Raw genomic sequence first — 13384 nt, 5'->3', positions numbered from 1 at the left:
GCGTTGAGGCTGAGTAGTACTACTCAGTTCGCGGCGTTGAGCGGGTCGTAGTCGGCCAGCAGCTTTTCGATGCGGGCCTCGTCGAGTCGTACCCGCACGGTCGCGGCCTCCTGCTGGTCGCGGATCACCTTGGCCAGGGTGAACGCGCTCGACACCAGGAATAGGAAAGTGACGCCGAGAAACAATCGCGGCCAGGGATCAAGCGGAAGGAAATAGATCCCGCCGAGCGCGGCCACGAAGCTGATCGCGAACGCGACGGCGGCCTGAACGAAGAAAGCGGCGGTGGTTTTCGAAGTGCTGCTGGGAACGGTCATGCCAATAAGCCTGCGGCAGCGCCGCGTTCGCCGGATCAGTAAGACTACTCAGATTTGACGGTGGAACTACCGGGCGGCGCCAGCAGTGCCGCAGCGGCGAGCGCGCTACCCACTCCGACCGCCGCGGCCACCACCGTTGCCACCGCCACCGAAGCGAACCCGGAGTCCGCGAGCGGTTTGACCACGGCCACCGCGCCCAGCGCTGGCATCAGCAGCCGGACCCACCAGGCCACCACACTATCGCCCGGAATCCGCGAATTCGCCTCGGTGACAAACACATACTACGCCATCAGCAGCAGGGGCGCCGCGCCCAGGACCACCAGCCCGATCCAGCGCGCGCCGTGCACGGAGACCAAGGCCGAAACCAGCGCGACGAGCCCCAGCACCGCAAGTCGCACACCGGTGTTCGGTGGCGCCCCGCGCATGACCGCCAGACCCGTGGCGGCGCGCACCGCGGCCCATCCGGACACCAGCGCGGCGGCCACGGCCAACAGGATCCCGGCCACCGTCAGCCACCGCCGGCCGTCGTCGGCGTAGAACTCGGGCACCGCCTCCGACAGCATCTTGGCGCTCCATCGCCAGGGCCCCGCCACACCCTGGTGATCGCCCACCCACAACACCACGGCGGCCGCGGCAACCACCACGGCGGCCAGCGACATGGATCGTCCCGGCCGGGCGATGCGCGGGGTGCGCACCGTGAGCAGTTCTATGCCCACCATCCCCAGGCCGAATCCGACGAGCTGGCCGGACAACTGGTGTGCTGTGGCGGCCGTACCGATGACGACGGCGTCGGTGCTCACCGCGACCAGGGTGGTCACCGCCACCGCGAGGTAGACGTAGATGAGCAGGCCCGCGAGCACGAGCGGCAGCGACAGGGACGCCACGGCCCGAGTCGACGCCCAGCAGGCAACGGCGCCGGCGACGAGCGCCGCGGCCGCGGCGACGACCGGCAGCCAAGAGACAATCCCGACAGGGTCGTCGCCGCGCGAAACCAGCTGCAGCACATGTAATCCGAGCGTCGCCGCGAATCTCGCCGCCAGCACCAGATAGGCGAGCAGCTGAACGATGCCCGCGGCCATCCCCGCTCTGGGGCCAAGGGCGGCGCCGATCAACTCGGCGGTGCTGCGCGCGTCCGGCGCATGGGCGCGCAACCGCGCCAAGGCGTAGATCACCGGAATGATGACCGCCGCCCCGAGCAGCGCACCCAGCCCGTACCACGCCGCGGAGGCGATCACCGCCATGCTCAGCGCGGCGGCGCGCCACGTCCCCAGCGTTGGCTCCAATGAACCGGCTTCCGGCTGCGGCGACAGCAGCGATTTCTTCGGCATCGCCTAAGCATGACCCAACGGAGTCTGGACGGCTTCCTCCGGTTCGGCAGCGCCCTGCCCGCGCGCCGCGAGCGCGCCCGCGATCGACGTGCACGCGATGGTCAGCAGAGAGCCGAACATCAACGCCGCGGCTTCGCCCGCGCTGAGCAGGTGCTGCTGGGTGCCGATGGTGGCCGCGGCCACCGCGACGCCGAGTTGCGTAGAAGACATCACCGCATAGGTCAGAGGCTGGCCGAGCAGCCGTCCCGCGCAATGCGCCAGCACACCGCCGAGCCCGAGCCCGACACCGAGCAGGATGTATTTCGGCTGCGAGCCCAGCTCGCGCACCTGCAGCGAGGCGCCGAGCCAGACGAAGAACACCGGGCTGAAGAAGCCCTCGGTGATGCCGAACAGCTGACGAGCCAACCGCCTCGGTTCGCCGATCATGGCGATCACCAAACCCAAGGCGAAGCCCGCCAGCATGATCGATACGTCGGTGCTGACCGCCAGCATCGCCAGCCCGAACAGCACCAGCAGATTGATCCGCAGTTCCAGCGCCAACTGATTCTTGTGCGAATAGTCGTGCATGCGCTGACGCCAGCCCCTGCGGTCGAACCAGCGCAGCAGCAGGAAGAGCAACACGGCGCAGCCGGTGACCGCCAACCCGCCCACCGCTGCCGTCGGCGCGTGACGAAAATCAATGACCAACGGCAGCAACACGATACAGGCCGCGTTCGCGATGGCGATCTGTGCCGTCACGGGGAGCACCTGCGGGCCGCGTAATCGCAGCGAGTCGATCATCGGCAACGCCATGGCCGCCGAGGACGAGGCCATCAGCACCGCATAGAGCGCCCCATGTCCGGTGCCGAACTGCGCGGCCAGCCCGAACCCCAGGGCCGCGGACGCGGCGCCGGCCAGGACCGCTCGCGCCAACGCCTTGGGCACGGCCGAACGCATCGCGGGGTCGCGGACCGGGACATGGCTGCCCACCACGAACATCACCAGCGCGAAGCCGATGTTCGCGAACAACTGGAAGGTCGGCTCGGACGCGTCGACCACATCGAAACCGGTCTTGCCGATGACCAGACCCGCGGCCAGTTCGCCCACGATGACCGGTATCCGCAGGCGCGGCACCGAGGCCAGTACGGGGCCGGCAAAACCGACGGCGGTCAGCAATGCCAAGGTGTGAAAGCCGAATCCCTGCACGTGGCCATTGTGCACGGTGCGGGGTCAAACCTTGCGCATCCGAGCGCTCAGGCGTCGATCACCACGCGCCCGGATCTCGCGCGCGACACGCAGACCAACATCTCGTCATCGCCCTCGACGGTGCGTCCGCGGCGATCAACCTGTCCGCCAAGCACTTTCACTTTGCAGGTTCCGCAGAACCCCTGCTGGCAGGAGTAAGCGGTGGTCGAATCGCGGTCGAGCATCACGTCCAGCGCCGACCGGTTCGCCGGCACGCTGAGCACCCGCTGCGAGCGGGCCAGTTCCAACTCGAAGGGAACCCCGTCGACCACCGGCGGAGGACCGAAACGTTCGTAATGCAGCGGCGCGTCCGCGTGCGCGTTGCGCGCGGCGCGCACCGATTCCAGCATGGGGGTGGGGCCACAGACGTAGACGGCGGTTGCCGGCCCGGCGTCGGCAAGCAGGTCGGACGGTGTGGGAAATCGGCCGCGCTCGTCGTCGGCCCACACGGTGACCCGGTCCGGACCTACCGCCACCACCTCGTCGAGCAACGGCATGTATTCCCGGCTGCGACCGGCATAGACGGCACGCCAATTGATTCCACGTTGCTGGGCGGTCTGGATCATCGGCAGAATCGGAGTCACCCCGATTCCGCCGATCACGAACAACACCTCACGCTCGTCGGTGACGAGGTAGAACGCGTTGCGGGGTCCTTCGAACTCGAGTTTGTCACCCACCTTGAAGGTGTCGTGCATTTCGATCGAACCACCGCCGCCCTCGGCGATGCGGCGCACCGCGATGCGGTAGTCGGTGCGCCTGGCCGGCGATCCACACAGCGAGTACTGCCGGCGGCGCCCCGATGGCAGCCGGACGTCGATGTGGGCCCCGGGTGTCCACGACGGCAGCAACCCTCCGTCGGGGTCGGCCAGCGTCAACGCGACCACATCGGAAGTCAGGAGTTCGCGGTTGGCGACCACTGCGGTGGTGGTGCGCCGCACGGACTCCACCCGCGCGGACGTCCACCACGATGCCGACGCCAGGCCGCCGAACAGCGAACCGACCCCGTACAGCGCGGTGTACATGCGGTCACGCTTGCGGCGGCCGTACAGGTCGGCCGGAATGCTGTCCCAAATAGTCTGTGCCACAACAATCCTCACACTAACCGATGCCGCGACGGTCGCCGGACCGTGCGATCAGGTCCACCCACTCAGCGGTGAGCCGGGCGATGACGTCGGGGTATGCGCTGACCACCCAATGGCCGCCCTCGATCGGGACGACCCTGCCATCCTCGGGGATGGAGCCGGTAAACCGTTGCAGGGCGGGCGATACGAAATAGTCCTGGTGTGCGACCAGCACCTGCACCGGAACGGTTGTCCGCGGCAACTGCGCCGGGGGCGACAGCATCGGCGCGGGCATGTTCGCGCGATACAGGTTGAGCCCGTTCAGGTAGTCATCGACCGAGCGGTACTGCGCACCGCGTCCGCCCTGCGTGCTCGATCCGCCGATACGCTCAACGGCCTCAAAGACTTTCACCGTCGCGCGGGACCGGATCGCCAGCTCCGGTACGGCCGGGCAGAGGAAAAACCAGATGTAGGACGAGGCCAGGACCTGTTTGACCACGTCGAGAAGCCCGCGCGGCGTGCGGGCGGACCGCAGGAACTTGCCCGCGTAGTTCAGGTGGGGCCCGGAGACGGAGGTGAACGAGGCGATCTTGCCCACCACGGCGTCGTCGGTGACCGCCGCCCAGGCCTGGATCGATCCCCAGTCGTGGGCCAGCAGGTGCACCTCGTCCACGCCGAGGCGCTCGATAACCGCCCCGACGTCGGCGACCAGCTGCGGCAGCCGATAGCCCGAACGGTCTGCCGGCGTTGAGGATTGGCCGGCACCCCGCACGTCGTACGCCACGACATTGAATCGGCGACCCAAAGTCGTCGCCACCGAATCCCACACGTGGTGGTTGTCGGGATAGCCGTGGATGGCCAGGATCGTCGGTCGCGCGGGGTCGATGTCGGTATAGGCATGCACCGCCAGCCGCACGCCGTCGGAGGCGGCGACCGTCGTCGAGACCAGCTCGGTCGTCATCGTCAGTGCGAGGCGCGGGCGGCGGGCGAGCGGGCCAGGTAGTCGACCGCGCGGCCCACCCCGCCCAGCTGGGAGGGATGGAAACTCGGCGTGTAATAGGCGCCGATGACCCGGAGGAACTGGAACGGGCCGGGCACCAGACCCCGGCGCGCGGCGCGGAAGTAGTCCCGCCAGCGCGGCTTCGTGCCGGGCGGCAGGTAGGGGTCGACCGAGTACATGAAACGCACGCCGCGGACGAACAACCACAGCAGCGCCGGGGTGATCAGCAGCTGAGTGCGCACCTGCCGCCAATACCCGGCACGCAGATGCTTCATGGTGTCGAAGGCGACGGCTTTGTGCTCGACTTCCTCGGCGCCGTGCCAGCGCAACAAATCCAGCATCACCGGGTCGGTGCCCATGGCGTCATGCTGCGGGGTGTCGAGAATCCATTCACCCAGGATGGCGGTGTAGTGCTCGAGTGCGGCCACCATCGACACCCGCTCGAGCAGCCAGCTCTGCCGCCGGCGCTGGCTCCACCGCGGCCGGTCGCCGATGAGTTGGGTGAATAGCCAACGCATTTGGTCGGTGAACGGGGTCACGTCGATGTCTTTGACCGCGAAGTGCCCGAGCACCCCGGCGTGCGCCTGGGAATGCATCGCCTCCTGGCTGATGAATCCCTGCACATCGCGCCGCAGCTGGTCGTCTTTGATCAGCGGCAAGGTGTCCTTGAAGGCGGCGACGATGAACTCCTCACCGGCCGGCAGCAGCAGGTGCAGCACGTTGCAGAAATGCGTGGTGAAGGGCTCGTTGGGCACGTAGTAGAACGGCAGCGTCGACCAGTCGAAGTCGACGTCCCGCGCCTGCAGGACGATCCGCTCGTGGTCGAGCGAGGCGTCATGCGGGCCCGTTGCCTTGTCATCGACGGTGAACATCGTGCCATCCCCTTTCCGCGTCCAGGTCGATCCGCCAGCTCGATCCGTCAGGCGCTGCGCTGTCTTTCGTCCTCCACCTCAGTGATCAAACGCTCGCTGCGCAAGAACCGGACAAGATGTTCGACGGTTTCGGTCAGGGCCGGCTCGTGCAGGCGGACCTTGGCCAATTCGCGCCGGTGGCGGTACTGGGTGTTGTCGTAGCGCTTATCCCGCATCGCCGCGATCTTGCCCGCCGACCGGGTGAGGAAGTCGACCAGCGGATACATCTGATCGTTCGGGGTGCAGCGGCGGTTCAGCTGCTCGGTGAACGACGGGATGTCGTGGTAGTCGAAGCGATACCCGTACCGCTCGGACAGGATCCTGGTGACGTCGATGAGGTTGTAGTAGTCGTCCGCGGTCATGTTGAAGACGCTGCCCGACTCGTCCGGCAGGCCCATCAACGTCACGATGTGATCCGCGATCAGGTCCGCCGGCAACAGGCTGATCTGGTTGAGCGCGTTGACGGCGACCCCGTGCTCGATCATGAACGCCGTCAGGCGCACCAGGATGTCGTCCTGGCTGCCGAAGCCCGCGCGGGTCGGCGAGATCAGCGAGGGCCGGTAGATGCGGACATCGAGCCCCTTGCGCTGCGCGGCCAGAGCCAGCTGCTCGCCGACCCACTTGGTCTGCGAGTAACCGAAGTCCAGGCCGGCCATCTTCTCGTTGGCGTCCCACTCCCCGACCACCGGCTCGGTGCTCCAGCCGTAGATGAAGGTGCTGGAGACGAGGTGGAAAGCCTTGCGGTGATTGGTCATCGCCAGCCGCAGCAGCTCGCGGGTGCCCTCCACGTTGGCCGGCCGCAGGGCGTCATAGGTGCGGACGTAGTTGACCAACGCGCCGTTGTGCACGACGGCGTCGACGTCCTGCGCCAACTGTTGGAAAGCCGCCTCCCCGATGCCCAGCGCGGGCTCGGCGAGATCGCCGCAGACGACCCGGACCCGTGCGCGGACGTCGGCTTCCAGCGCCGGCGTCCAGAGCTGGGCGCGGCGCAGCGACGCCACGATGCGGTCCAGGCCGTGCGCCGAGTCGGTGGCACGCACCAGCGCATGCACGGTGAAGGAGGTTTGCGCCAGCAGGCTGCTCACCAGGAACGGCCCGAGGAATCCGGTCGCGCCGGTAAGCAGCAGATCGGTGGGCTCACCCGGTCGCGCAGGGGCCAGTTCCGGTAGCGGCAGCGCCGCGTCGGCCCGCATCTGGGCGGCCTCGTAGGCCTCGTACTCGGCGGAGATCTGGCCCAGCGCCCGGCGCAGGGCGTCGAGCGGCTGCCCGGATCCCTCGCCGAATTGCCGTATCAGCCCGAAGAATTCGGACACCGTCAGCCGCTGAAGCAGGCGGGTGTTGACCTCCTCGGCGAGCTCCCCCGCGCCGTGCTCCTCCAGCAGGGCCTGCAGGTCCGTGCGCAGTTCGGCCAAAGCCAGCGAGTCGATGCCCAGATCGGCGAACGAGCAGTCCTCGTCGCCGTTGAGGTCGTAGCTCTCGATGAGATTGCGGAAGCGCTCCAGCGGACCCGAGCCTTCAGCCAAGCCGTCGTGAGTCCGGTTGGTCGACTGGTTGATCCAGCTCGCGAAGGTGGGCAGCTTGCCGTCCTGCCACAGCTGGCGGGTCGACGAACGCCGGATCTTGCCCGAGGTGGTCTTGGGAATGCTGCGCGGCGGTGCGAAGACGATCGCGTGCGGGTCGATGTGGCAGTGCCGCCGGATCGCGCGGGCCAGGGCCTTGGCGTCCGGAAGGTTGTGCTCGTCGCGCACCTCGGCGACGACGACTAGCGCTTCGGAGTCATCGTGCTCGACCGAGAAGGCGGCGACGCAGCCCTTGCGGACCTGCGCGGCCGTGCGCTCGACGACGGCTTCGACGTCGGAGGGGTAGCAGTTGACGCCGCGCACGATGATCAGGTCCTTGCTGCGGCCGCAGGCGAACAGCTCGCCCTCGTAGAGGAAGCCCAGGTCGCCGGTCCGCAGGTAGGTGTGCTCGTCATCGCCGGCAACGCGCGCGCCGAAGGTCTCCGCGGTGAGCTCCGGGCGGTTCCAGTAGCCGGCCCCCTTGGAGGGCCCGGCCAGCCAGACCTCGCCGACCCGCCCGTCGGGCAACGCCTGGCGCGATTCGGGATCGACGATCCGAACCAGGGCTCCCTCGATGGGCTTGCCGCAGCTGACCAGCGTGACCTGGTTGCTGTTTTCGGGCAGCGCCTTTTCGACACGAGCGATGTTGCGCTCCAGCCCACGCTTGTTCACCGCAATGGTCTGGCGGCCCTTGATCGACACGGCCAGGGTGAATTCGGCCATGCCGTAGGCGCCGGTGAGCGCCTCGGGCCGCAGGCCGTATTCGGCGAACCGCTGCCGGAAGCGAGCGAAGGTGTTGGCGCGCAGGGGCTCTGCCCCCACCATGATGGATTCGAGACCGCTCAGGTCGACGCCGGCCAATTCGGCGGCGGGCAGCTTGTCCTCACGCAGGCAGTATTCGAGCGCGAAGTTCGGTCCCGGCGTGTGCGTGGCGCGCACGTCGCTGATCAGCCGAAGCCAGGACGACGGCCGGGCGAGGAAGTCCAGGGGCGACATCGCATGCGTGGTCCCGCCCAGCAGCACGAGGAACATGTAGGCCGAGATCAGGCCCATATCGTGGTGTTGCGGCAGCCAGGAGGCCACCACCACGTCGCCGCTGGCGGAGGCGAAACCGTTGGCGATGATGTTGGCGTGGGTGACGATCACGCCCTTGGGATCGCTCGTCGAGCCCGACGTGTATTGCAGGAAGAGCACCTCGCCGGGGGTGTCTGCCACGGGCGCGCCACCGAAGTCCTGGGCAGCGTCGGTGGCGAACCAGGGCAGGTCCGGCAGGACGGCGCCCGACTCGTTCGCCCAGGCCTGCGCGCCTTGGCGCTGACCCAGCAGCAGGCGGAAATCGTATTCGAACTGTTTCGTCGACAGCACGGCCTTTGCCCCGCAATCGCGCGCGACGAAGCTGAGCTTGGCCAGCCCGGAATCGAAGGACATCGGCAAGGGCGGGCTGACCGGAACCGCGATCACCCCGATGCGCGCGCACGCGTAGAGCGCCGCGATCATTTCCAGGCCTGGCGGGTAGACCAGGAGCGCACGATCGCCTGACTTAAGACCGGCGTCCTTGGACAGGTAGGCGGCCAGTTCGCGGGTGCGCTCGGCGAAGCCCTGGTAGGTGTAGTGCTCGAGTTCGCGGCCATCGCCATCGACGAACCGGAAGAGGGTCTGGTCCGGCCTCAGCGCTTCCCATTTGTGTAGGTAATCGATCAGCGTCTCCATCGCGGAGTGATCCCCCTTCCAGGTGGCGTGGCCCGACAACGACTTCGTTGAAAATATGAATCCAATGTAGCGCTGTCTGCCCAGTCCGAGCAAAGGGTCGAACAGCACAAATGGCGATTGCACACTACATTCACAGGATAAACTTGTCCGGCAATATTAAATGCACGAATGCTGAGCTACGCTTCTACGGATTTCAGTATTTCAGGCGCGCACAACCAGCGTTTATCGCTGCTTGATGACCTGAGATACTGAAGTACGTATCTACGAATCCACGCATTTCCTATTTGTGGCCATGCGCCCCGCCTGGCCAAAAAACGAGGCTTTAACGTCGTCGCACTCATTGTCAAATCGCAAATCGAAAACGCAATTATCCACAGGACGACACGGCCCGAAAAGCTCCGGTGCGGGGGCGCCTCGCCAAGGCCACCTGCGTTCCGGCTGCAGCCGGCTACGCCGGCCTGGCGATGCGGATCCGCGGGCCCGCGCGGGCCACCAGTTTCACGATGCCGAGGAAGCGCTCGCCGTCGATGATGGGCGACAGGGGCTCGTCCTCGGCTTCGATCGTCATCTCGTGACCGTTGACGTCGCGCAGCCCTTTGCCGCGGAGCATGCCGTTGGTCAGGGCGGTCGGAAGTTGCGCCACGATGCGGGACGGCCGCAGGTTGCCGGCCTGGAAGTGCAGCGCACCGGGCTCGGACGCCTTCGGGAACAACCGAAGCGGACCACCGATTCGCAGATCGATCGCGCCGGCGTGCAACAAGCTGTGCGTGCGCGACGGGACCTCATCGCCGTCGATCACCACGCGCGCCCGCGTCGGGGTGAAGAGGATCGACGCGTAGTTCGGCGTCTTCACCCGGCTCGGGACGACCTTCGACGTGATGTAGTCGGCGAAGCTGCGGGCGATCACTCGGGCAACGGCCAGCCGACCGTGATCGGGTGAGTCGTAATACCGGTCGTAGAAGCGGTTCCCGACGCCCCCGGCCGCCAGCCCGAAGCAGAGCCGGTGAAAGGCCGCCCCGTCGACGGTCTCGCCATCGAGCACCAACGTGTCCAGGATTTCTTCGGGCGGAGGTTTGTCGGTCTCGGCGGCGGACGCCAGCGCACGGATGATCGTTTCCGGACGCCCGCGCACCCGGGCCTTGCGCGCAACGGCGTTGACGCTGCCGCCATTGGTCGGGACGAACGCGGGCCAGCGCTGCGGATCGCTGACGCAGCGCTCGATCTCGTTGATCAACCAGTGCAGCGCGCCGTCGCCGCCGTCGCCGACGAGGTGGGTGACGCGCGGCGCAAGCTGCTGGATGGCGCCGCGCAGTTCCTCGATCGAGTTGGTTTCGTGCACCTCGCCGTGTGGGCCGACGATACGGCGCAGTTCGGCGATGCGGTCGCGGGAAGCGGCGCGATTCCTCCGCGCTTTCGGATTGACGATGACGCCTAGATACATCCGGCGATCCCCGATGCGCGCCTGACAAAATGTCGTCCGGGCAATCGCTCAGGCGGGATCTCGCTGGTCATCCCAGGCACGATACCCGCGCGTCAGAGTGGAGCCGCAACGCTCCCGCACGCCGCCGCGAGTGCCGGCGGCCCGACGGCCACCGTCGCAAGTGCGAAGTTAGGGTGACTGCCATGGCAGATTGGACCGCAGCGAAGCTGCCTTCGTTCGCCGGGCGCACCGTCATCATCACCGGCGCCAACGCCGGGCTGGGCGAGGTCACCGCCCGCGAGTTGGTTCGGGTCGGCGGCCGGGTAATCCTGGCCGTCCGAAACACCGACAAGGGCCACGACGCCGCCGCGCGCATGACCGCCTCGGCACCCGCTCGCGCGACCGGGACGGTGGAGGTGCGCCAGCTCGACCTGCAAGACCTGTCGTCGGTGCGGCGCTTCGCCGAGGGCATCGACACGGTCGACGTCCTGATCAACAACGCGGGCATCATGGCGACCAAACACGCGGTCACCGTCGACGGTTTCGAGGGCCAGATCGGCACCAACCACCTCGGCCACTTCGCGTTGACCAACCTCCTGTTGCCCAAGCTGACCGACCGCGTGGTGACGGTGTCCTCGCTGATGCACCACTTCGGCTACATCAGCCTCAAAGACCTGAACTTTCAGTCCCGGCCTTACTCGGCCTGGCTGGCCTACAGCCAGTCGAAGCTGGCCAACCTCTTGTTCACCAAGGAACTGCAGCGCCGGTTGGACGGCGTCCCCACATCGCTGCGCGCGCTGGCCGCACACCCCGGCTGGTCGCACACGAACCTGCAGGGCAATTCCGGCCGCAAGCTGGGCGACGCGGCGGTCCTGGCGGTCGACCGGGTCGTGTCCACCGATGCCGACTTCGGCGCCCGCCAGACGTTGTACGCCGCCTCGCAGGATTTGCCGGGCGACACATTCGTCGGCCCGCGATTCGGACTGTACGGCCGTACCCAGCCGACTTGGCGCAATTGGCCGGCAAAGCGCGGCGGCACCGCCGCCGCGCTCTGGGAACTGTCCGAGCGCCTCACCGGAACGAACTTCCCACTCTGAGAAGGGCCCGCAGCGAACACCGCTCGGCCCGGCGACACATTCCGCGCGCCGGTCACGCGGGGCGCGACTAGATTAGTTGGGTAGCCCAACCATACCCAGCGAGGAGGTAATGCCGTGTCGGACGCGAAGCTGGCGGCGATTATCGCCCTGTGTGCCGCGCTGGCGTCCGCGGTCGGCAACGTGGTCCGGCAACGTTCCGCGCAGGAGGTCACCGACAAACGGGTGGGCCATCTGACGTTGTTCGGCATGTTGCTGCGCGACAAGCGGTGGTGGTTGGGGGGTTTGGGAGACATCGGCAGTTACGTGCTGCTGGCCGCCGCCCTGGACAAGGGCTCCGTGCTGCTGGTCATGTCGTTGCAAGTGACGGCGCTGCTGTTCGCCCTACCGATCTACTCGCGGATGACCGGCAACCGGATCACCCGCCCGGAATGGAGCTGGGCACTGGTGCTGGCGGTGGCGCTGGCCGTGCTCATCGCGGTCGGAGACCCGGCCGGCGGCCAGCAGCGGGCGCCGCTGCACACGTGGATCGTGGTTGCCGTGGTCATCGGCCCGCTGTTGCTGCTGGGTTTGCTTGGGGCGCGCGTCTGGGCGGATCGCCCGGTCGCGGCGCTGCTGCTGGCGGCGGTGGCCGGCACCCTGCTGGCGGTGTTCGCGGTCCTGATGAAGGGCGTCGTCGACATCCTGGAACGCCACCCCGGCCAGGTGTGGCGATCGTTCGAGCTGTACGCGCTGGTGTTCTGCGGGGTGGCCGGAATGATCTACCACCAATCGGCGTACCGGGCCGGCGCCCTGACGGCTTCGCTGCCGACGATCATCGTGGCGAAGCCCGTGGTGGGTGGGGTGCTCGGCATCGTCGTGCTCGGCGAAACGCTGGAAGCCGGCGGCTGGGAGTGGTTCGTCATCGCGGTGACTACGGTCGTGGTGATCATCGCGACCGTCGGCCTGGCTCGGGGCGAGGCTGCCTCCATGTCGGCGGGCGCCGGGCGTGACCTGAAATCCAGCGCGCGGGCGAGGGCAGCTTCTCAAGCCTGACCGCCTGACGCATTACCTTGCCCGGTAAGCCTTTTCACCACTTGGCGCCGACAGCGCGGCCCGCTACGGGTTGATGGTGTTGTCGCCGACCTGGCGGCCCCAGACGTATTCGATCGCGTACGGCGATCCGGTGTCCAGGTGGTTGTAGGGCGCGATGCTGTTGCCGGTGTCCATGATCAGCTCCGGTGCGGGCCACAGATCGCGGGTGACCTTCTGCCAGCACCCCGGGGCGCCGCCGGGCCCGCCGCGCGCGTTCACCCGCGGCAGGTTCTCGGGATAGATGTAGGGGTTGGGCGCACCGCCCACCACGCCGACGATCCCGCCCACCATCGACGCCAGAACGGGCAGCGCGGAGACCGGATTCGCGATAAGCCCCAGCCCGGAGAGCGCCTCGGTGTTCATGTTCAACGAGTAACCGTTAAACCCACCCTCGGCCGCGCCGGTGGCGGGCAGCGCATCGTGTTCGCTGCGCATCAAGCAATAGATTTCGGGGCTGTAGGTGTCCAGCAGTTGCGCCGTCGGCACCAAATCGGCCGCGCCGCGCGCCAGATACGGCCCGCCCTTGTTGAACAGATCCGCACCCGTGTTACCGAACCCGGCCGCCGACAACAACGCCTGATCCAGATCCTTCTGCTGGGCATTGATCGTGCGCGAGGTGATCACCGCATTGTTCAAGAAATCGAGCAGATCCGGCGACGCGTTCGCATACGTATCACCCAGCGCCGCCA

At 67.4% G+C, this 13384-nt stretch carries 10 protein-coding genes and 1 pseudogene; 2 read left to right on the top strand and 9 right to left on the bottom strand.

The features are described from left to right. Positions 1–23: 23 nt before the first annotated feature. The 8 genes and pseudogenes from AC5Y4H_RS22290 to AC5Y4H_RS22255 all read right to left on the bottom strand — a co-directional run bounded on the left by AC5Y4H_RS22290 (position 24) and on the right by AC5Y4H_RS22255 (position 10548). Positions 24–314, bottom strand: coding sequence for a YiaA/YiaB family inner membrane protein (locus tag AC5Y4H_RS22290; RefSeq protein ID WP_499985172.1), 291 nt, complete (start codon positions 312–314; stop codon positions 24–26). Between the two features lie 44 nt (positions 315–358). Further along, positions 359–1642: pseudogene (locus AC5Y4H_RS22285) on the bottom strand (hypothetical protein). Between the two features lie 3 nt (positions 1643–1645). Beyond that, positions 1646–2842 carry a cation:proton antiporter gene (locus tag AC5Y4H_RS22280; protein WP_499985170.1) on the bottom strand — a complete coding sequence of 399 codons (1197 nt, stop codon included), beginning with the start codon at positions 2840–2842 and terminating at the stop codon, positions 1646–1648. Positions 2843–2874: 32 nt separating this feature from the next. After that, a complete protein-coding gene (locus tag AC5Y4H_RS22275; protein WP_499985278.1) occupies positions 2875–3957 on the bottom strand; it encodes a PDR/VanB family oxidoreductase in 1083 nt (360 codons plus the stop codon). Between the two features lie 7 nt (positions 3958–3964). Next, positions 3965–4888 carry an alpha/beta fold hydrolase gene (locus tag AC5Y4H_RS22270; protein ID WP_499985167.1) on the bottom strand — a complete coding sequence of 308 codons (924 nt, stop codon included), beginning with the start codon at positions 4886–4888 and terminating at the stop codon, positions 3965–3967. A 2-nt stretch (positions 4889–4890) separates the two neighbouring features. Continuing rightward, on the bottom strand, positions 4891–5799 hold the full coding sequence (locus AC5Y4H_RS22265) for a metal-dependent hydrolase (RefSeq protein WP_499985166.1): 909 nt from the start codon (positions 5797–5799) through the stop codon (positions 4891–4893). A 47-nt stretch (positions 5800–5846) separates the two neighbouring features. Beyond that, positions 5847–9107 (bottom strand): thioester reductase domain-containing protein, encoded by a 3261-nt coding sequence (locus tag AC5Y4H_RS22260; RefSeq protein WP_499985164.1) that lies wholly within the window; start codon positions 9105–9107, stop codon positions 5847–5849. A gap of 448 nt (positions 9108–9555) precedes the next feature. Beyond that, positions 9556–10548 carry a diacylglycerol/lipid kinase family protein gene (locus AC5Y4H_RS22255; protein WP_499985161.1) on the bottom strand — a complete coding sequence of 331 codons (993 nt, stop codon included), beginning with the start codon at positions 10546–10548 and terminating at the stop codon, positions 9556–9558. Between the two features lie 182 nt (positions 10549–10730). On the opposite strand from AC5Y4H_RS22255, the gene AC5Y4H_RS22250 reads away from it, so the two are divergent. Both AC5Y4H_RS22250 and AC5Y4H_RS22245 read left to right on the top strand, forming a co-directional pair. Then, positions 10731–11624: an oxidoreductase gene (locus AC5Y4H_RS22250; protein ID WP_499985157.1), complete on the top strand. Its 894-nt coding sequence runs from the start codon at positions 10731–10733 to the stop codon at positions 11622–11624. Positions 11625–11738: 114 nt separating this feature from the next. After that, on the top strand, positions 11739–12656 hold the full coding sequence (locus AC5Y4H_RS22245; RefSeq protein WP_499985154.1) for a DMT family transporter: 918 nt from the start codon (positions 11739–11741) through the stop codon (positions 12654–12656). Positions 12657–12719: 63 nt separating this feature from the next. On the opposite strand, the gene AC5Y4H_RS22240 is transcribed toward AC5Y4H_RS22245, so the two are convergent. Beyond that, on the bottom strand, positions 12720–13384 hold a 665-nt coding region (locus AC5Y4H_RS22240; RefSeq protein WP_499985151.1), incomplete at its 5' end, for an MCE family protein.

The sequence above is a fragment of the Mycobacterium sp. NGS58 genome (assembly GCF_059812385.1).
The sequence above is the reverse complement of the archived record's forward strand: the minus strand, read 5'-3'. Positions and strand labels throughout refer to the sequence as shown.